Raw genomic sequence first — 18,538 nt, 5'->3', positions numbered from 1 at the left:
CTTGTCAGTCACAATATTTTAAAACATAATACTTTTGCCCCCGATACTGGAGTTTTACTACAAGAACATGATTTGCAAAAAATCTGTCGGGTGTGCAGACCCTGCCAATCAACCTCAAAAAAGGAAGGCCAAGAATGAAAGTAACCAGTTTCGGCGAAGTGCTGTGGGACGATTTTCCAAATGGAAAGGTATTGGGTGGTGCACCCCTGAATGTTACCGTTCGTTTGCAGTCTTTGGGTATTGATACTGCCATCATCAGCCGTCGTGGCGATGATGCCGATGGTGAAGAATTGCTACGCCAGATTCAAAGTAAAAACGTCAATACTGATTATTTGCAGGTTTGCCATGAATGTGCGACCAGCTTGGTGAAAGTACACTTGGACAAGTATGGCAGTGCGTCTTATGAGATTGTTTACCCTTGCGCGTGGGACAGGATTGCGGTTGATGATGCGGCAATCAAACGTGTGGCAGAGTCCGATGCTTTCGTTTTTGGCAGCTTGGCAACCCGTGATGAAATTTCGCGTAAAAGCTTGGCTATTTTGCTGAAAGAAGCCAAATTCAAAATTTTTGACGTTAATCTACGCAAGCCTCATTACGATATTGACCGCTTGTTAGAGACCATGAAACAGTCCGATATGGTCAAACTCAATGATGATGAGTTGTATGAATTGGCTGCGGCTTATGGCTCTCCTTATCACAGTATCGAGCAAAATATCGGCTACCTCGTTGAGCTGACCGGCGTCAAAATCTTGTGTGTGACTTTGGGTAGTCATGGCGCGGTTTTGTATAAGGACGGCGAGGTGTACCGCCATTGCGGTTTCCGCGTCAAAGTGGTGGATACTGTCGGCTCCGGCGACAGCTTTCTTGGCGGTTTGACTTACAAGCTGCTCAATAATGCGCCTCCTCAAGAAGCCATTACTTTTGCTTGTGCGCTGGGTGCATTGGTTGCTTCGCGTCATGGTGCAACGGCGGATATTTCTTTGGAAGAAGTTGAAGCGTTTATGAATCCGGCTTGATATTTTGACAAGAGACATAAAAAGGCCGTCTGAAAACCATTAAATCAGGTTTTCAGACGGCCTGAGTGTTTTTAGGCTTTACCAATAAGTGGTAAAACATTCCAAGTTGGTATTTTTTGGGCCGCTGCCTTCTTCAGTCGGCGAACCAATCATAATCAGGCCGATGATTTTGTCTTTGTCGGCACACTCAAATGCTTCGCGCAACAATGGGCTGTTGACCCACATGCCCGTAATCCAAACATTGTCGAAGCCTTGAGCAGAAGCAGCCAGTTGTAAAGCATAGGCGGCGCAGCCGGCAGTCAGCATTTGCTCCCATTCAGGTTTGGGTTTTGCCACTTCACGGTTCGGCGCGAATGTAACGCCGATAATCATAGGCGCCATGTTGCCGACACGTTCGGCTTTTTTCATGGCATCATCGCCGAAGTTGAGTTCGGTAACGGTCTTGCTCAAAAGCTCACGGAAACGTTGTAAACCGGCTTCGCTTTGAATAACGGTAAAGCGGAAAGGGCGCATATTGCCGTGATCGGGTACTTGTGTTGCCGCTTGCAGCATTTGTTCCAGTTGCTCGGCATTGGGTGCCGGAGCAGCCAGTTTTTTGGAAGATCGACGCGTGGTGAGGAGATTTAAGGCATCCATTTTTATTCTTTCTTGTGAATTCGAATGAGAATAATTATATAACAGAACGATAAATAAATCAGCAAAGGACTAAGGCCGTCTGAATTAAGGTTTCAGACGGCCTTTGGGTTTTACAGGATACCGTTGTTTTGTGTATTTTCAGTAATCAGTGCTTTGCTGATTTCGTCGGTGGTGTAGCTCTTACCGTTTCCGAATACAAAGCTGTCAACATTATTGTTGGCAATGTCATGGATGGTCAGGGTGTCGCCTGTATCTTTGATGGTTAAGACCCAATCATCGCCGGTTTTCAACTGTAAATCTTTCAGTGTCAGCCTTTCTTTGAAAAGGACTTGGGTATCGCTGCCACCATACGGATTGAAGGTGTCGTTGCCGCTGTTTCTGCCAAACATGATAACGGTGTTGTCGGCACCCGGGTCGGTAATGGTATCGTTGCCGCCGGCCGTATCAACGATGTTGATGCCTCGGCCCAAAGTAATGGTTTCATCGCTGCGATTGCCCCTGTATTCGACAACAGAAGTGTAACGCGACAAATCTAAATCGCTGTTGTCGCTATCGGCGTGGATGGTGTGGTTGAAGTTGTTGTACACATCACGGTTGAGTTCTTCAACGGGTTGGCCGGTGTATTGGGCGATGTTTGTGTTACCGATCATGTGCGGGATAGACAGTTTGAAGTGGTTGATTACCTCTCCCGTGCTGTATGAGGTATTGCCGTCAAACTGAAACTCGGAAATCGCACCATAAATACCGCTTTGGTTTTTGATGGTTAAAACATCGTCTGTGCCTTTAATGCGGATATGCCATGTGTCGCCATCCAACAGGGGATTGGATACAAATTGGTTGCTGTCGGGCATGTCGGCAATCCCGGTTTTGTCGTAACCTTTTTCAATGGTAATTTCAAGGTCGTCAAGAGTAATGCCGCCGGTAAATTTCACGACGTTGGCGTTGAGCGTGTGCAGGCCGGCCTCGCTGTCGAAACCAAAGTTGTAGTCGAAAATGGTGTCGTGACCGTAACCTTTGCCGAAGATATAGGTATCGTTGTGTTCGCCGCCTTCCAGATAATCATTGCCTGCGCCGCCGTCAAGCAGGTCGGCACCTACATGGGCATAGAGTTTGTCATTGCCATTGCCACCATAAAGTTTATCGTCGGAATCCGGCTCAGTGCTGTAATAGGTTGCACTGTGTTCGCGCAAGATGTCATCGCCATCGTGGCCATAAAGGGTGTCATGGCCGTCGTTGCCGCCGTCGATTTCATTGTTGCCTGCATTGCCATGCAAGGTATCGTCGCCGTTTGTGCCGGCAAATTTAATGGCTTCGACCTTCAGCGCTTGGAAGACTTGTTGGAATTGTGCGGCAGTGTAAGTTTTGTCGCTGAACTGGAAACGGTCGATGGAAATACTGCCATCCGCGCCGATTTGGTTTTGAATCAAGGCTGAACTTTGCTCCGAAGTAATTTCCCAGCTTTGGCTGCCATCGTCGTTATGAATGGTCTTCAGGTTGAGCTTGGCATTGTTCAGGCCGTCTGAAAACTTGAGGGTATTGATGCCTTGGTTATCGATAATGGTATCGTTGTCGCCGTAGATATAGGTATCGTTTCCAGCGCCGCCTTTCAGAATGTCTTTGCCGTTGCCGCCCACCAAAACATCGTTGCCTGCATCACCGTTGATGAGATCGTTACCGTCGCCGCCATCTAGATAATCGTTGCCATCGCCGCCGTTTAGGCTGTCGTTGCCGCCCATGCCGTAAACGGTATCATTACCGCGTCCGCTATTGAGGCGGTTGCGGCCTTCGTTGCCGGTCAGGATGTTATTGCTGTTGTTGCCGGCGGCAAAAATATTGGCCGAGCCGGTCAAGGTAACATTTTCGACGTGGGTAGCGGCAGTATGGGAAATGCTGCTGAATACGGTATCTTCGCCGCCGCCAGCTTGTTCAATCACCACGTCTTTTACATCATCAACGTAGTAAGTGTCATTGCCGTCTCCGCCTTCCATAATGTCGGCACCAGCCTTGCCGTCGATAATATCATCGCCGGATGTGCCGATCAGGTGGTCATTGTCGTCGCTGCCATCGATGGTCTGGCCGTTTTCGGTATGTTCAGTCAGGGAAATATCGAAATATTTGGCAAAGCTGTTTACATCCAGTTTTTGTGTGCCGATGATGAATTGGGAGACTGCCGGTGTTGTACCGTTTTGAGTGTATTGGTTTTTGATGGTTAAAACGGCGTTGCTGTTTTTCACGGCGATCAGCCAGTCTTGACCGCCGGTTTCGTTGTTTCGGGCTTCAACGGTCAAATCGTTAAGGCTTAGGTCGGTATGAAAGCGGATGCTGTTGTGACCTTGATTGTCGATGATGGTGTCTTGCTCACTTTTGGCAGAAAAAAGATAGGTGTCGTCACCTTCTCCACCTTCAAGCACATCATTGCCTGCTTCGCCGTTGAGGGTGTCATTGCCTGTTTCGCCGAAAAGACGGTCGTTGCCTTCGCCGCTGTTGATGAAATCGTTGCCGCCACCGCCGTAAACAATGTCGTCACCGCGGCCGCTGTTGAGGCGGTTGCGGCCTTCATTGCCGATGAGGATGTTGTTGCTGTTGTTGCCTGCGCCGAAGATGTCGGCTGTACCAGTCAAAACAAGATTTTCAACGTGGTTTGGAAGGGTATAGCTGACGTTGCTGTAAACCGTATCATCGCCTCCATTTGGGTTTTCAATGATTTTATCGTCGCTGCGGGTTACATAATAAACGTCATCTCTCGAAGTACCTGTTGTTGCTTGTGCAAGGGGAGATGGCTGCAATTGCTCTAAATGTCGTAATTCAAATTGCGCATTGCGGATGCGCATTGCTTTTTCGATTGTCATGATATTTTCTTTAGATATTGATGAGAGTAACAAGGAAGTAAACGTATCCGGCATATGGCCGGTATTGCTTAATTTGTATTGTGTTTAGGCTGTATATACTAGTGCCGAAATTTGAGAAAAACAACAGAAACGTTAAGATATGACAATATATAGAGAGCCTTATCAGGCTTAGTTTGCCGTCTATTCTTTTGCCAAATGGCTTTGCCTTGTGCGGCTGTTTTGTTTCTTACATACCACACATCAATTTCCATAGTTTCAAACTATGAATGGTTGTAAAAAGGCCGTCTGAAAAAAAGAAGCAGGTTTCGCATTGCAAAACCTGCTTCTGATTTTTCAGACGGCCTGTCTGATTACAGAGTACGGGCAACTTCGACGATGTCGAAACATTCGAGTTGGTCGCCTTCCATAATCTCGTTGTAGCCTTTGAGCATCAGACCACACTCGAAGCCCATACGGACTTCTTTGACGTCGTCTTTGTAGCGCTTCAAAGAAGACAGCTCGCCGGTATGGATAACCACGTTGTTGCGGATGAGGCGGACATGGGAATCGCGTTTGACCACACCGTCGGTAACCATACAGCCTGCAATATTGCCGACTTTGGAAACGGAGATAACCTGACGGATTTCGACCGTGCCGGTTACTTGCTCTTTCTCTTCCGGAGAGAGCATACCGCTCATGGCGGCTTTCACGTCGTCGATGGCATCGTAAATGATGTTGTAGTAACGGATTTCCACGTTTTCATTCTCAGCCAGTTTGCGTGCGGAAGCATCTGCACGGACGTTAAAGCCGATGATGAATGCGCCGGAAGCGATGGCCAAGTTGACATCAGATTCGGTAATGCCGCCAACGCCGCTGTGCAACACGTTCACTTTCACTTCGTCTGTGGACAGTTTTTTCAGGCTGCCCGCCAAAGCTTCGTAAGAACCTTGTACGTCTGCTTTGATGATGACAGACAAGGATTGGGCTTGGTTTTCGCCCATGTTGTTGAACATGTTTTCCAGTTTTGCGGCCTGTTGTTTGGCCAAGCGTACATCGCGATATTTGCCTTGACGGAAGAGGGCGATTTCGCGCGCTTTTTTCTCGTCGGCCAATACCATTGCATCTTCGCCTGCGTTCGGAACGTCGGACAAGCCGAGGATTTCGACAGGGATAGACGGGCCGGCTTCATTGATGGCTTTGCCGTTTTCGTCAACCATTGCACGGATTTTACCGAATGCAGTACCGGCCAGCAGCATATCGCCTTTTTTCAGCGTACCGCTTTGAACCAGTAATGTGGCAACCGCGCCGCGGCCTTTGTCCAAACGTGCCTCAACAATGATACCTTTGGCAGGTGCATCGACTGGGGCAGTCAGTTCCAAAACTTCAGCTTCGAGCAAGACGGCTTCGAGCAATGCATCGATGTTCAGGCCTTTTTTAGCGGAAACGTCGATAAACTGTACATCGCCGCCCCATTCGTCAGGCACAACTTCGTGTGCAGTTAGCTCTTGGCGGATACGCTCTGGGTTGGCGGCTTCTTTATCGATTTTGTTGACGGCAACCACCATCGGTACACCCGCGGCTTTAGCGTGGGCAATTGCCTCGATGGTTTGCGGCATCACGCCGTCGTCGGCTGCAACCACAAGAATCACGATATCGGTTGCTTTCGCACCGCGCGCACGCATGGCAGTAAACGCTTCGTGACCCGGAGTATCCAAGAAGGTAATCACGCCGCGTGGGGTTTCAACGTGGTATGCACCGATGTGTTGGGTAATGCCGCCTGCTTCGCCTTGTACCACTTTGGCGCGGCGGATGTAGTCCAGCAGGGAAGTTTTACCGTGGTCAACGTGACCCATCACGGTAACAACCGGTGGACGCGGCAATGCTTCGGCTTCTACTGCTTCAACGCCTTCATCCAAGAATGCTTCAGGATCGTCGGCGGCTGCAGGTTTACCGATGTGGCCGAGTTCTTCCACCACAATCAGAGCAGTGTCTTGGTCGATAGATTGGTTGATGGTTACCATCATGCCCATTTTCATCAGGGCTTTCACCACTTCGACGCCTTTAACGGCCATTTTGTGTGCCAAGTCGGCAACGGTAATGGTTTCAGGTACCAAAACTTCGTGTACGACAGGTTCGGTCGGCGCTTGGAAGGCGTGTTGGTTTGGCTCAAGTTTGAGTTTTTTGCCTTTTTTACCGCCGCGTACGCGCTCGTCGTCGCCATTGCGTGCATTATTGCGGTCACGGCCGCCTTTGCCGCCTTTGCCTTTGGCGTTACGGCCTTGGTTTTCTTCGTCACGGTCACGACGGTCTTCTTTTTTACCGCGCGCGTTGTGTTCGGATTTGCCTTCGCCGGATGCCGCTTTTGCTTTCTCGGCAGGTTTGTTGCGTTCGCCTAATTTGGCTTCTTTCGTAGGTTTTGAGTCTTGATCGGCCTGTTGTTTCATGGCTTCACGGCGTGCTTGACGCTCTTGTTTTTCTTTCAACAAAGCTTCTTGATGCGCACGCAGGGCGGCGGCACGACGGGCCTCTTCATCGCGTTGAGCCTGTTCTTCCACGCTGACGACAGGTTGCGGTACGGCAGGAGCGGCAGGTTTGGCTGCCTTTTTCGCTTCTTTGCCTTTGCTGCCTTTGTCTTGTTTGGCTTTGGCAGGTTTTTTGGCTTCAACGGATTTTTCAGACGGCTTGTTGTCTGCTTTAGCCTCAACTTTTGCTTCGACCTTAGCTTCTACGGCTTCAACCGGTTTGGCTTCTTCTTTTTTGGCTTCGGCAGGTTTGCCTTCCGCTTTGGGTGCGGTTTTGGCTGCTTTCAGTCTGGCTGCTTCGGCCTCTGCTTTGGCACGGGCTTCGGCTTTGGCGGCAGCTTCTGCTTCAGCTTTGGCTTTTTCTTTGGCAGCTTGGGCGGTTGCTTTTTCTGCTTCGGCTTTTTGGTTTTCCGCTGCTACTTTGGCTTTGGCTTCCGCTGCCAATTCTTCGGAAGAAGGAATGGTAACGGCACGGCTGCGGCGGCGTGTTTCCACTTTTACGCCGTCAACGGTGCTGACTTCGGTTTTTTTGCGGCGGATGCTGATGGTGCCACTGTTGCTGCCGTTTTTCTTTTGCAGGTAAGCGGTCAGCAATTGTTTGTCGTCAGTGGTTATGCTGTCATTACCGCTGTTTTTATTGACCCCGGCTTCTTTCAATTGTTTAAGCAAATCATCGACGGGGCGGTTTAGTTCGGCGGCAAATTGCGCTACGGTTGTATTACTCATTCAGTACCCCCTTAGTTGTTTTCTTCAGTAAACCAGTGTTCGCGTGCAGCCAAAATCACTTTTTTGGCTTCTTCTTCGTCAATACCGGTAATTTCGACCAATTCGTCAACAGACAATTCGGCCAGATCGTCGCGTTGGGTAACGCCGGCTTCGGCCAGTTTGCGCAACATGTCGGAATCTACGCCGTCCAAATTGCGCATGTCTTCAGACACTTCACCCAGTTTTTCTTCTGCGGCGATGGTAATGGTCAGGATCGCATCGCGTGCGCGATTGCGCAGGGTTTCAACGATTTCTTCGTCAAAACCGTCAATCGAGAGCAATTCTGCCGCTGGAACGTAAGCAACTTCTTCCAAAGTGGCAAAGCCTTCTTCCACCAAGATATCGGCGGTTTCGTCGTCGATGTTCAAGTGGGTGGTGAAGAGGTTGCGGATAACCGCATCTTCGGCGGCATTGCGCTCATCAGCTTCTTCAACGGTCATAATGTTCAGCTGCCATCCGGTCAGGATGGAAGCCAGACGGACGTTTTGACCGCCGCGGCCGATGGCCAGCGCCAGTTGGTTTTCGTCAACGATTACATCAACCGCGTGTTTGTCTTCGTCAATCACGATGCGGCTCACTTCGGCAGGAGACAGCGCGTTCATCACGAATTGGGCAGGCTCAGGAGACCACAATACGATGTCGATGCGTTCGCCGGACAATTCGTTGCTCACGGCGTTAACACGGGAACCGCGCACGCCGATACAAGTACCTTGTGGGTCGATGCGTTGGTCGTTGGCTTTAACGGCAACTTTGGCGCGTTGGCCGGGGTCGCGTGCTACTTCGCGGATTTCCAACAGGCCGTCTGCAATTTCAGGTACTTCGTTGGCGTAGAGTTTAGCCAAGAAGTCGCCGCTGGTACGGCTCAAAATGACTTGTTTGCGGCCGGTATTGCCGATTTCATCCACACGCAGGAAGAGGGCGCGGATGCGGTCGCCGCTGCGGAAGTTTTCGCGCGGAATCATTTCTTCGCGCGGAATCAGGGCGTCAAGTTTGCCCGCGACGACTTCAACGATGATGCCGTGGCGCTCGACACGTTTTACCGTACCGGAAACGATGTCTTCTTTAGAAGCGAGGAACTCGTTCAGGTTTTGCTCGCGCTCTGCATCGCGAATGCGTTGCAGGATGATTTGTTTGGCAGTTTGCGCGGCTTGGCGGCCGAAGCCTTCGTTTGGCAGCTGCTCTTCGTAGTATTCGCCGATTTGGATGGTTGTGCCGGGAATTTCTTCTTGGATTTCCTCGATGGTTTTTTCTACGTCGGGGTAGGTGTAGTCTTCATCGGCAACAATCAGCCAGCGGCGGAAGGTTTGGTATTCGCCGGTATCGCGGTCGATTTCGACGCGCACGTCCATGTGCTCGCGGTCGGCTTTTTTCTTGGCAGCAGTAGAGAGGGCGAATTCAAGGGCTTTGAATACGACTTCCGTTTCAACGTTTTTTTCACTTGCCAGCGCTTCGGCCAGCTGTAACATTTCGCGACTCATTTTCTAGAATCTCCAAGTAATCGGTTTTTAAAATTTAAATTCGGGGCGCAAACGGGCTTTGTCGATGTTGCTCAATTCGATTTGGGCAGTTTTGCCGTCGAAAGAGACGGTAACGATGTCGTTTTCGCAAGATTCGATGCGGCCGATGAAGTTTTTCTGACCGTCAATCGGCAGGCGTGTTTTGATTTTGGCATTCTGGCCGGCAAAGCGCACGAAGTCGGCGGCTTTTTTCAACGGACGGTCAAGGCCCGGGCTGGAGATTTCCAAACGTTTGTAGTCGATGTCTTCAACCATAAACACGCGGCTCAGATGGTTGCTGACAGTGGCGCAGTCTTCGACGGTGATGCCGCCTTCTTTATCGATGAAAACGCGCAAATCGCCTTGTGCGGTCAGTTCGAAATCGACCAGCTCGTAGCCCAAGCCGGGCAGGGTTTTATCAAGAATGCTTTGAATATCCATGCTTCTCCAGAAGTACATAAACAAAAAAATGGCCGCGCGGCCATTTTTCGTGTGATTTGAAAAATTGGCCTATTATAACTGTTTTCAAGATAAAAGAAAAGTGTTGATTTGGCGTGGATTTTTTGAAGTGATTGCTTAAATGTAAAGGGGAGGGTTGAGGCCGTCTGAAAAGGAAATTGTTGACAAGTTTTGGTGTGGTGTTTCTTAAATTAGTTTGGAAAACAAATAATTGGTATTGCTTTGTTTTCAGACGGCCTTGGATTTTCTGATTTTTCGTGCTTGCACAATGTGCAAGGCGGTTCTACAATTTCTTCATACCCACCGAATAAGAAAGAAGGCCGCCATGTCCGCACACCCGATTTACAATTTTTCCGCCGGTCCTGCCGTATTGCCGGAAGCGGTATTGCGTACCGCGCAACAGGAAATGCTCGACTACAACGGTACGGGCTTTCCCGTGATGGCGATGAGCCACCGTTCGGATATGTTTTTGAGTATTCTGCATCATGCCGAACAAGACTTGCGTCAGCTTTTGAATATTCCGTCCAACTATAAAATCCTATTTTTACAGGGCGGTGCGACCACGCAATTCAATATGGTGGCCATGAATTTGGCGCATGGTTTTGCGACTGCCGACGCGGTGGTAACGGGCAACTGGAGCCGCATTGCCTATGAACAGATGAGCCGTTTGAGCAATGCTGAAATCCGTTTGGCCGCGCATGGCGGCGAGCAATATGCCTATAAAAACCTGCCTGCGGTTGAGGATTGGGATGTCAACCCGAATTCTGCGTTTGTTCATTTTGCGATTAATGAAACCGTAAACGGCTTGCAGTATCAAAACGTCCCCAAACTTTCAGACGGCCTGCCGCCGTTGGTATGCGATATGTCGAGCGAGATTTTGTCGCGTGAGTTTAATGTGTCTGATTACGGCTTGATTTATGCCGGCGCGCAAAAAAATATCGGCCCTGCCGGTGCGACCGTGGTCATTATCCGCGAGGATTTGCTGGAGCGTTGTCCAAAAGATATTCCCGATGTGTTCAACTACCGTTCGCACATCAACCGCGACGGTATGTACAACACGCCTTCCACTTATGCGATTTATATGTCGGGTTTGGTGTTCCGCTGGCTGCAAACGCAGGGCGGTGTGAAAAAAATTGAAGCGGTCAATCGAATAAAGGCGCACACCTTGTATGAGACGATAGACGGCAGCGGCGGTTTTTACATCAACGATATCCATCCTGATGCACGCTCCAAAATGAACGTGGTCTTCAAAACCGCAAGCGAAGACTTGGACCGCCGCTTTGTGTTGGAAGCCGAGTTGCAGGGCTTGTGCCTGCTCAAGGGTTATAAAACCGTCGGCGGTATGCGTGCCAGCATTTATAACGCGATGCCGCTTGAAGGTGTGAACGCGTTGGCCGACTTTATGAAAGATTTCCAACGACGTTACGGTTAAGATGAAGATATAAAAAGGCCGTCTGAAACTGGGTTTCAGACGGCCTTTTGATTTGAACAAGCCTTATTCGGTGACTTCTTCAGTGATGCTGTCGCGGTAGATGGTGCTGTCGTAAGTCGGAACAGGAGGCGGCAGCAGGCTGTCGAGTGTCAGCGCGGACGGGTTCAGCGTAGGATAGCCGCTGAAGGTTACGGAATAACCGCCGTTGCCGGTACTGCGGACTTTGGCATGCGCGCCCAAAGGGAAAGTGGTTTTATTGGTGATGTGGCCGAATGGGAAGCCGGTCAACACAGGAATCTTGGCGGTGCGCGAAATGTGGTTGACGACGGCGGAGAAATCGTAGCTGGAGTCGTACACGTCGCGGATGGTGCCCATGCGGAAATCGCCGAAGATGATGGCGCGTTGTTTTTGCAAAACACCTGACAGATAAAGCGTGTTGAGCATGCGCTCGATGCGGTAGGGTTGCTCGCTGACGTCTTCGATAAAGAGGATGCCGCCTTGAATATCGGGCATGTAAGGCGTACCGGCGAGGGAGGCGAGAACGCTGAGGTTGCCGCCCCACAATGTGCCTTCTACGTTGACATCGGCGCGTTGGATGGTTGGAACATCAACGATGTTGACGTTGTTGGTTGTGCCGCGGATGAAAGAATCCATGGTAAAGACGCTGGGGTCTGCTTTGCCGAATTCGCTGTACACCATCGGGCCTGCAAAGCTCATCATATTGCCTTTGGCCAACAGGGCGAGTTGGACGGCGCATACGTCGCTGAAACCGAAGAACAATGTGCCGCGTTCGCGCATTCTTGCGCCGAGTGAGGCAAAGTCGATTTGCGGTAGGATGCGTGCCGCGCCGTAGCCGCCACGCAGGCCCATCAAGACTTTGGGCGTTTCGATACGGCCGCTGGCAACTTCTTGAAAGTCGGCGGCGCGTTGGGAATCGCTACCGGCAAAGCGTTGGTAACGGCGGCTGCCTGCCTGTTGGTTGGTCACGGTAAAGCCTGCGTTGTAGAGGCGGGTCAGGCCGGTGGTCACGCGGTTGGGGTCTTCGGCGAAGCCTGACGGCGCAACAACGCGTAGGAGGTTGTCGCCGGAACGTGGCGGATGGGGTTGCTTAGGTTGCACGGTTTTGGCTTTCGCGGTGGTAGATGTGGTTTTGGTTTGCGGCGTGGTGGTCGTGCCGGTGCCGCAGGCTTGCAACAATCCTGCACCTGCCGCGGCAGAGCAGGTACGCAGGAAATGGCGGCGCGTGGTGGAGTTCATTGAGGTTTTCCTTTCGTTATATGTTCAGACGGCCTGAAGCTTGGTGTGTCGGACCTTACAGGCCGTCTGAAAGTTTAAGCAATTAAGTTTTTGATTTGTTGCGGCCAATTTTCAGGCAAGGCCATACCGTGTTCGCGTACGGGCGCGGCCCAAATCGGCGCAGGAAAGTTGGCGTCGTTTTCAAAACGGGCGATGACGTGCCAATGCAGGTGGGGCACAACATTGCCGAGACTGGCCAGATTGATTTTGGCCGGGCGGAAGACTTGGCGCATTGCGGCTTCAACCTGATACACCATTTCCATGATTTCGTTGCGTTCGGCAGGGGAAAGGTCGGTCATCTCGGAAACATGGTCATTCCAAATAACGCGGCAGAATGCCGGTGCGCCGGCTTCGTTGTGGACGGCGATAACGCGCAGATTGGGCGTTTGCAGCAAAATGTCTTCGTTGTCGGCAGTGCAGATGGGGCAGGTCATGGGTTTTTCTTTCTCAGTCTGAATAGGAATCGGATGATTTCAATCAGGATTTTTAGAATGAGGTAAATAGCAGTCAGCGTGATGAATGCGAAAAGCCACGGTTTGGGTATAAACCACCAAAATAAATAGGAAGGCGTGATTAAGTCGTCACATTCTTCGGCACTCTCAATGTGATCGCACAATCCAAAGTTAAAATAATCATTGACATCATGAAAGGGCGAATAGGCGAACATAAGCGCTATGGGCGTCACACAAATCAATGCAATGATGGCAATCCAAAAGAATGGTTTGAGATATTTGAGTACAGTCATGGGTGAAGTGTTATGCAAATTTTGCCGCCCCTTGATTAGCGAGTTCGTCGGCTTTTTCGTTTTCAGGGTGTCCGGCGTGGCCTTTTACCCACGTCCAGCGGACATCGTGTTGTTGAACCAAACTATCCAGCTCTTTCCATAAATCGTCGTTTTTAACCGGTTTTTTGGCGGCGGTTTTCCAGCCGTTTTTTTTCCAGCCGTGTATCCAGCTTTCCATGCCGTTTTTGACGTATTGCGAGTCGGTGCAGATGACGACTTGGCAGCGGCGTTTTAAGGATTTTAGGCCTTCGATGACGGCGGTCAGCTCCATGCGGTTGTTGGTGGTTTCGGCTTCTCCGCCAAACAATTCTTTTTCGTGTGTGCCGTAGCGCATAAATACACCCCAGCCGCCTGCGCCGGGGTTGCCTTTGCATGCGCCGTCTGTGTAGAGGTAAACGGGTTTATCCATGGGCATGTCTTTGTCGAATAAGGCGGTATCATAACATAAGGCCGTCTGAAATATCGGCAAATACGGTTTGCGCGTGTAAAATACCCTGCACTTATCACTCGTATAGAAAGCAGGCAGATATGGGATTATTCAGCGGCCTTTTGGGCAATGCTTCGCAAAAAGACGCCGATGCGGTGGAACGCGATTTGGCGAATATCCTGATTGATGGCGAACAGGTAAAAATGGCATTCAGCCTGGTGCGCGATTTGATTGTGTTTACCGAATATCGGCTGGTGTTGGTGGACAAGCAGGGTTTGACCGGCAAGAAAGTGTCTTACCGTTCGATTCCGTACCGTTCAGTATCGCGCTTTTCGGTGGAAACCTCGGGTCATTTCGATTTGGATGCTGAGCTGAAGATTTGGGTTTCTTCCAGCGAAGTGCCGACTGAAACCTTGCAGTTTAAAAGCGACAAGAGCGTGATTGCCATTCAAAAAGCCTTGGCAGAAGCCGTGTTGAAACCGTCAAAATAGAAAGGAAACATGATGAGCGAACAGCAAGAATTGTTTTGTTACAAACAGATGCCGGTGTGGACGGCGGATGAGATTCCCGAAGCCTTGTTGTCCAAACACAATACCGCTGCCGGTACTTGGGGCTGCCTCAATGTCCTCCAAGGCCGTCTGAACTTCAATGAAGTGGACGAGGCGGGCAATGTTACGGCCACGCACGAGCTGACGCCTGAAAGCGATGATTGGATTATCCATCCGCAAGCATGGCACTTTATCGCGCCGCAAACGCAAGACACGGAAATCCAACTGTCGTTTTATTGCGAGGCGGCGGACTATTTCAATAAGAAATACGGCATGAGCGCGACACATTCGGCCGTCCGCGCCGCCGAAGGCATCGTGCCTGTCGGCAAGGTTTTGGATATGGGCTGCGGTCAGGGCCGCAATGCGCTGTATCTGGGTTTGAAAGGTTTTGACGTTACCGCTGTCGATAATAATCCGAACGCGGTGCAAAACGTGGAAGAGCTGGCGCGTATCGAAGAACTGAATGTCCGCGCGTTTGAATACGACCTCAACGCCGCCAATATTCAGGAAAACTTCGATTATATGGTGGCGACCGTGGTGTTTATGTTCCTGATGCCGCGTTACGTTCCTGACGTGATTGCCAATATGAAGGAACACACCAACCCCGGCGGCTACAACCTGATCGTGTCTGCGATGGATACGGAAGATTTCCCTTGCCCGATGCCGTTCCCGTTCAAATTCAGCGAGGGCGAGTTGCGCGAATACTATAAGGATTGGGAATTGGTAGAATACAAGGAAGAGCTGGGCTCGATGCACGCGAAAGACGAATTCGGCAATCCGATTCAGTTTAAATTCGTCACCATGCTGGCGAAGAAACCGGAATAAAGGTTTTACCGTAAAAAGGCCGTCTGAATTCAGTTTTCAGACGGCCTTTGTCGTAATCAATCCACAATCTTTTTACCTAAAATCACGACGTCTGCCAACATGGTGTCCAAATCGCAGACTTGCGGCAGCCGCCCCCATTCTTCAAAACCGAAACGGTGAAACAGGTTCAGGCTCGGATAGTTGTGGCCGAACACAAGCGCGATGACGTTGCGGATGCCTAAGGACGGCGCGCGTTCGAGCATGTGCCGCAACAGGATTTTGCCCACGCCTGCGCCGCGCATATCGTGGCGGACATAAATGCTGACTTCCGCGCTGATGTGGTAGGCGTAGCGCGGATGGTAGTCGCTGAAACTGCCCCAGGCCAATACGGTGCCGTCGGCATCGTAAAGGGCGTAGATCGGGCGTTTGTCCGTGTGCGCGGCAAACCACATTTCGCGTTCGGCAACCGTGGTCGGCAACAAATCGGCGGTGGATTGGCGCGTGGACACGGTGCTGTTGTAAATATCGACGATGGCGGGCAAGTCTTGGCGCAGGGCAGGGCGGATGGTGTATTGCATTTCAGACGGCCTGTTATTGAATCAGTTTGGAGATAGTCTTAAAGGCCGGATGTTTGGCATCGCCGAGCAGTTGGAACAAAATACTTTCGACATTGGAAATGATAATGCCCTGACGGCTCAGTTGCGCCAAACCATTGTCGCGGTTGGCCGTTGTGCGCGAGGCGGTGCATTCAAAAGGCAGGGATACGGCGTAACCTTGTGCTTTCAAATCCAAGGCCGTCTGAAGCATACAGATATGCGCTTCTGCACCCACCAAAATAACGCTTTTAATGTTGTTTTTGCGTAAGATTTCCTGAATTTCGGGTAAAAATGCCGAAAATCGGGTTTTCTCGACAACAGGCGTACCTTCGGGCAACAGCAGCGATACGGCGGACACAGTGTTGCCCAAACCTTTCGGATATTGTTCGGTTACGGCAAAGGGTACGTCCAAAGCTGTCAAGCCTTGAATCAACAGGCGGCAGCGTTCCAACATTTCGTCCGCGCCGGAGAGGGCGGGCAGTAGGCGTTCTTGAATATCGACAATCAGACAAAGCGTATTTTTTGGGTTCATGGCTTTTCCTTTCAGACGGCCTTTACAGCAAAATCGTTGAATCAGAATGCAATCATATAACAAGCCGCTGGAAAAGTATTGCAGCTTGCCCTGTTTTAAAGCCCGAAATTCTTTTAAAATACCGCCTGATTTGAATTGATAGAGACCGATAACATGAATTTATACCAAACCGTCGAACGTGAAGCCCAAGCAGCCTTTGCCGCTGCCGGTTTGTCCGACAGCCCCGTCGTATTGCAGGCGGCGAAAAATCCCGATTTCGGCGATTTCCAAATCAACGGCGTGATGGGTGCGGCGAAAAAAGCCAAACAAAATCCGCGCGAGTTGGCGCAAAAAGTGGCCGAAGCATTGGCCGACAATGCCGTGATTGAAAGCGCGGAAGTAGCCGGCCCGGGCTTTATCAACCTGCGCCTACGTCCTGATTTCCTCGCCCAAAACATTCAGACGGCCTTGAACGACGCGCGTTTCGGCGTAGCAAAAACTGATAAACCGCAAACCGTCGTTATCGACTATTCTTCGCCTAATCTGGCCAAAGAAATGCACGTCGGCCACCTGCGTTCCAGCATCATCGGCGACAGCATTTCACGCGTGTTGGAATTTATGGGCAACACCGTCGTCCGTCAAAACCACGTCGGCGACTGGGGTACGCAGTTCGGCATGTTGGTCGCTTATTTGGTTGAGCAGCAAAAAGACAATGCCGCGTTTGAGCTGGCGGATTTGGAGCAATTCTACCGCGCCGCCAAAGTACGTTTTGACGAAGATCCTGCCTTCGCCGACACCGCACGCGAATACGTTGTGAAGCTGCAAGGCGGCGATGAAACCGTATTGGCATTGTGGAAACAGTTTGTCGATATTTCGCTCTCGCACGCCCAAGCCGTTTATGACACGCTGGGCTTGAAACTGCGTCCTGAAGACGTGGCAGGCGAATCGAAATACAACGACGATTTGCAACCCGTAGTCGATGATTTGGTCGAAAAAGGTTTGGCAGTCGAAGACGACGGCGCGAAAGTCGTGTTCTTGGACGAGTTCAAAAACAAAGACGGCGAACCTGCCGCATTTATCGTGCAAAAACAAGGCGGCGGCTTCCTTTATGCTTCCACCGACTTGGCATGTTTGCGCTACCGTGTCGGCACGCTTCATGCAGACCGCTTGCTGTACGTCGTCGACCACCGCCAAGCCCTGCACTTTGAGCAACTCTTTACCACTTCCCGCAAAGCAGGCTATCTGCCGGAAGATGTAAAAGCCGAGTTTATCGGCTTCGGCACCATGATGGGCAAAGATGGCAAGCCGTTCAAAACACGCAGCGGCGACACCGTGAAACTGGTTGACCTGCTGACCGAAGCAGTTGAGCGCGCTACTGCTTTGGTAAAAGAGAAAAATCCTGAATTGGGCGCGGACGAAGCCGCTAAAATCGGCAAAACCGTCGGCATCGGCGCAGTCAAATACGCTGATTTGAGCAAAAACCGCACCAGCGATTATGTGTTCGACTGGGACGCCATGCTTTCGTTTGAGGGCAATACCGCCCCTTACCTGCAATACGCCTACACACGCGTACAAAGCGTGTTCCGCAAAGCAGGCGAATGGGACGCAACCGCGCCAACTGTTTTGACCGAACCTTTGGAAAAACAACTGGCCGCCGAGTTGCTGAAATTTGAAGACGTATTGCAAAGCGTGGCAGATACCACGTATCCGCACTACCTCGCTGCCTACCTCTATCAAATCGCTACCTTGTTCAGCCGCTTCTATGAGGCCTGCCCAATCCTGAAATCAGAAGGTGCAACTCGTAACAGCCGCCTGCAACTGGCGAAGCTGACCGGCGACACGCTGAAACAAGGCTTGGAGTTGTTGGGCATTGATGTATTGAGTGTTATGTAAGTTTTTGAATAAAAACGATGAAAGGCCGTCTGAAGCTTTGTAGATTACAAGGTTTCAGACGGCCTTTTTTATGCTTTGAAAAATATTGTGATACCGTTGATTTTGAGCCTAAGCAGCTTTGAATTTGCTTAGGTAATGTGTTCAGACGGCCTTGTCTTTATTTCAAATTGCTTGCCAACAACCAAGCCTGTGCTTCGGCAGCGTCGCTGAAATATTTGGGATGTTGGTTGGTCAGGAGGCTGGAAAGGCGCGCGCCGAGTTTGATCCAAATGTCGTCGGTAATGACGGCAACGCGGCCAAAGTCGGTTTCATGTTGGTTGAGGAATTTGATTTGTTCGACCGCCATATCGATGGTGAAGTCTTTCAGCATGGATAAATCCAGCAGGATGTCGGGCAGATGGATTTTTTGTTTTGCGGCCAATAAGGCTTCTTCCAATTGGCGGAAATCGTCCAAAGTGAACTCGTTGTACAGCGCTACGTTTAAGCCGTAAGATTGTTCGCGGATGGAAATCATGGTGTTCTCCT

At 50.6% G+C, this 18,538-nt stretch carries 17 protein-coding genes; 5 read left to right on the top strand and 12 right to left on the bottom strand.

Annotated elements, in window-relative coordinates; translation table 11 throughout:
- Nucleotides 1–134: 134 nt before the first annotated feature.
- Nucleotides 135–1,016, top strand: coding sequence for a carbohydrate kinase family protein (locus tag ACTHTS_RS02705; protein WP_440369133.1), 882 nt, complete (start codon nucleotides 135–137; stop codon nucleotides 1,014–1,016).
- A gap of 78 nt (nucleotides 1,017–1,094) precedes the next feature.
- Here ACTHTS_RS02705 and ACTHTS_RS02700 read toward each other — a convergent pair whose 3' ends face one another.
- The 5 genes from ACTHTS_RS02700 to rimP form a co-directional block, all read right to left on the bottom strand.
- Nucleotides 1,095–1,652, bottom strand: coding sequence for a nitroreductase family protein (locus ACTHTS_RS02700; protein ID WP_440369132.1), 558 nt, complete (start codon nucleotides 1,650–1,652; stop codon nucleotides 1,095–1,097).
- A gap of 110 nt (nucleotides 1,653–1,762) precedes the next feature.
- A complete protein-coding gene (locus ACTHTS_RS02695) occupies nucleotides 1,763–4,501 on the bottom strand; it encodes a calcium-binding protein (RefSeq protein ID WP_440369131.1) in 2,739 nt (912 codons plus the stop codon).
- 350 nt (nucleotides 4,502–4,851) lie between these two features.
- Nucleotides 4,852–7,728 carry a translation initiation factor IF-2 gene (infB, locus tag ACTHTS_RS02690; protein ID WP_440369130.1) on the bottom strand — a complete coding sequence of 959 codons (2,877 nt, stop codon included), beginning with the start codon at nucleotides 7,726–7,728 and terminating at the stop codon, nucleotides 4,852–4,854.
- Nucleotides 7,729–7,739: 11 nt separating this feature from the next.
- Nucleotides 7,740–9,245, bottom strand: a complete 1,506-nt coding sequence (nusA, locus tag ACTHTS_RS02685) for a transcription termination factor NusA (RefSeq protein ID WP_070713315.1) — start codon at nucleotides 9,243–9,245, stop codon at nucleotides 7,740–7,742.
- A 27-nt stretch (nucleotides 9,246–9,272) separates the two neighbouring features.
- The gene (rimP, locus tag ACTHTS_RS02680; protein WP_003685973.1) at nucleotides 9,273–9,704 is read right to left on the bottom strand and encodes a ribosome maturation factor RimP; all 432 of its coding nucleotides are present in this window, start codon (nucleotides 9,702–9,704) and stop codon (nucleotides 9,273–9,275) included.
- 343 nt (nucleotides 9,705–10,047) lie between these two features.
- On the opposite strand from rimP, the gene serC reads away from it, so the two are divergent.
- The gene (gene serC, locus ACTHTS_RS02675) at nucleotides 10,048–11,154 is read left to right on the top strand and encodes a phosphoserine transaminase (RefSeq protein ID WP_440369129.1); all 1,107 of its coding nucleotides are present in this window, start codon (nucleotides 10,048–10,050) and stop codon (nucleotides 11,152–11,154) included.
- 63 nt (nucleotides 11,155–11,217) lie between these two features.
- Here the strand turns inward: serC and ACTHTS_RS02670 are convergent, their stop codons facing one another.
- The 4 genes from ACTHTS_RS02670 to rnhA all read right to left on the bottom strand — a co-directional run bounded on the left by ACTHTS_RS02670 (nucleotide 11,218) and on the right by rnhA (nucleotide 13,643).
- Nucleotides 11,218–12,411 carry an LD-carboxypeptidase gene (locus ACTHTS_RS02670; protein ID WP_440369128.1) on the bottom strand — a complete coding sequence of 398 codons (1,194 nt, stop codon included), beginning with the start codon at nucleotides 12,409–12,411 and terminating at the stop codon, nucleotides 11,218–11,220.
- A gap of 74 nt (nucleotides 12,412–12,485) precedes the next feature.
- A complete protein-coding gene (locus ACTHTS_RS02665; protein WP_003686086.1) occupies nucleotides 12,486–12,884 on the bottom strand; it encodes an HIT family protein in 399 nt (132 codons plus the stop codon).
- Entirely contained in the window at nucleotides 12,881–13,195 is a 315-nt protein-coding gene (locus tag ACTHTS_RS02660; protein ID WP_070765124.1) for a hypothetical protein, read from the bottom strand. The genes ACTHTS_RS02665 and ACTHTS_RS02660 overlap by 4 nt, the downstream gene beginning before the upstream one ends.
- 10 nt (nucleotides 13,196–13,205) lie before the next feature.
- The gene (gene rnhA / locus ACTHTS_RS02655; RefSeq protein WP_036473212.1) at nucleotides 13,206–13,643 is read right to left on the bottom strand and encodes a ribonuclease HI; all 438 of its coding nucleotides are present in this window, start codon (nucleotides 13,641–13,643) and stop codon (nucleotides 13,206–13,208) included.
- 119 nt (nucleotides 13,644–13,762) lie between these two features.
- Here rnhA and ACTHTS_RS02650 point away from each other — a divergent pair, with 119 nt between their 5' ends.
- Nucleotides 13,763–14,152, top strand: a complete 390-nt coding sequence (locus ACTHTS_RS02650) for a PH domain-containing protein (RefSeq protein WP_049323867.1) — start codon at nucleotides 13,763–13,765, stop codon at nucleotides 14,150–14,152.
- A 12-nt stretch (nucleotides 14,153–14,164) separates the two neighbouring features.
- Nucleotides 14,165–15,034 carry an SAM-dependent methyltransferase TehB gene (gene tehB, locus ACTHTS_RS02645; protein ID WP_063075963.1) on the top strand — a complete coding sequence of 290 codons (870 nt, stop codon included), beginning with the start codon at nucleotides 14,165–14,167 and terminating at the stop codon, nucleotides 15,032–15,034.
- Between the two features lie 56 nt (nucleotides 15,035–15,090).
- Here the strand turns inward: tehB and ACTHTS_RS02640 are convergent, their stop codons facing one another.
- Together ACTHTS_RS02640 and ACTHTS_RS02635 are read right to left on the bottom strand one after the other, a co-directional pair.
- Nucleotides 15,091–15,591 (bottom strand): N-acetyltransferase family protein, encoded by a 501-nt coding sequence (locus ACTHTS_RS02640; RefSeq protein WP_440369127.1) that lies wholly within the window; start codon nucleotides 15,589–15,591, stop codon nucleotides 15,091–15,093.
- A gap of 13 nt (nucleotides 15,592–15,604) precedes the next feature.
- Nucleotides 15,605–16,141 (bottom strand): isochorismatase family protein, encoded by a 537-nt coding sequence (locus tag ACTHTS_RS02635; RefSeq protein ID WP_440369126.1) that lies wholly within the window; start codon nucleotides 16,139–16,141, stop codon nucleotides 15,605–15,607.
- A 153-nt stretch (nucleotides 16,142–16,294) separates the two neighbouring features.
- On the opposite strand from ACTHTS_RS02635, the gene argS reads away from it, so the two are divergent.
- Nucleotides 16,295–18,013, top strand: a complete 1,719-nt coding sequence (argS, locus tag ACTHTS_RS02630) for an arginine--tRNA ligase (RefSeq protein ID WP_440369125.1) — start codon at nucleotides 16,295–16,297, stop codon at nucleotides 18,011–18,013.
- Between the two features lie 157 nt (nucleotides 18,014–18,170).
- Here argS and ACTHTS_RS02625 read toward each other — a convergent pair whose 3' ends face one another.
- Nucleotides 18,171–18,527 (bottom strand): STAS/SEC14 domain-containing protein, encoded by a 357-nt coding sequence (locus ACTHTS_RS02625; protein ID WP_063067994.1) that lies wholly within the window; start codon nucleotides 18,525–18,527, stop codon nucleotides 18,171–18,173.
- Nucleotides 18,528–18,538 lie beyond the last annotated feature (11 nt).

The organism is Neisseria sp. P0019.S003, from assembly GCF_051957115.1.
In the GTDB taxonomy this organism is placed as follows: Bacteria; Pseudomonadota; Gammaproteobacteria; order Burkholderiales; family Neisseriaceae; genus Neisseria; species Neisseria flavescens_D.
The sequence above is the reverse complement of the archived record's forward strand: the minus strand, read 5'-3'. Positions and strand labels throughout refer to the sequence as shown.

Bases quoted from the DNA above. Each gene is read 5' to 3' on its own strand.
- nusA (WP_070713315.1), bottom strand. From the start codon at position 9,245: ATGAGTCGCGAAATGTTACAGCTGGCCGAAGCGCTGGCAAGTGAAAAA.
- ACTHTS_RS02700 (WP_440369132.1), bottom strand. From the start codon at position 1,652: ATGGATGCCTTAAATCTCCTCACCACGCGTCGATCTTCCAAAAAACTG.
- ACTHTS_RS02705 (WP_440369133.1), top strand. From the start codon at position 135: ATGAAAGTAACCAGTTTCGGCGAAGTGCTGTGGGACGATTTTCCAAAT.
- rnhA (WP_036473212.1), bottom strand. From the start codon at position 13,643: ATGGATAAACCCGTTTACCTCTACACAGACGGCGCATGCAAAGGCAAC.
- ACTHTS_RS02670 (WP_440369128.1), bottom strand. From the start codon at position 12,411: ATGAACTCCACCACGCGCCGCCATTTCCTGCGTACCTGCTCTGCCGCG.
- rimP (WP_003685973.1), bottom strand. From the start codon at position 9,704: ATGGATATTCAAAGCATTCTTGATAAAACCCTGCCCGGCTTGGGCTAC.
- infB (WP_440369130.1), bottom strand. From the start codon at position 7,728: ATGAGTAATACAACCGTAGCGCAATTTGCCGCCGAACTAAACCGCCCC.
- ACTHTS_RS02625 (WP_063067994.1), bottom strand. From the start codon at position 18,527: ATGATTTCCATCCGCGAACAATCTTACGGCTTAAACGTAGCGCTGTAC.
- ACTHTS_RS02695 (WP_440369131.1), bottom strand. From the start codon at position 4,501: ATGACAATCGAAAAAGCAATGCGCATCCGCAATGCGCAATTTGAATTA.
- argS (WP_440369125.1), top strand. From the start codon at position 16,295: ATGAATTTATACCAAACCGTCGAACGTGAAGCCCAAGCAGCCTTTGCC.
- ACTHTS_RS02640 (WP_440369127.1), bottom strand. From the start codon at position 15,591: ATGCAATACACCATCCGCCCTGCCCTGCGCCAAGACTTGCCCGCCATC.
- ACTHTS_RS02650 (WP_049323867.1), top strand. From the start codon at position 13,763: ATGGGATTATTCAGCGGCCTTTTGGGCAATGCTTCGCAAAAAGACGCC.
- ACTHTS_RS02665 (WP_003686086.1), bottom strand. From the start codon at position 12,884: ATGACCTGCCCCATCTGCACTGCCGACAACGAAGACATTTTGCTGCAA.
- serC (WP_440369129.1), top strand. From the start codon at position 10,048: ATGTCCGCACACCCGATTTACAATTTTTCCGCCGGTCCTGCCGTATTG.
- ACTHTS_RS02635 (WP_440369126.1), bottom strand. From the start codon at position 16,141: ATGAACCCAAAAAATACGCTTTGTCTGATTGTCGATATTCAAGAACGC.
- ACTHTS_RS02660 (WP_070765124.1), bottom strand. From the start codon at position 13,195: ATGACTGTACTCAAATATCTCAAACCATTCTTTTGGATTGCCATCATT.
- tehB (WP_063075963.1), top strand. From the start codon at position 14,165: ATGAGCGAACAGCAAGAATTGTTTTGTTACAAACAGATGCCGGTGTGG.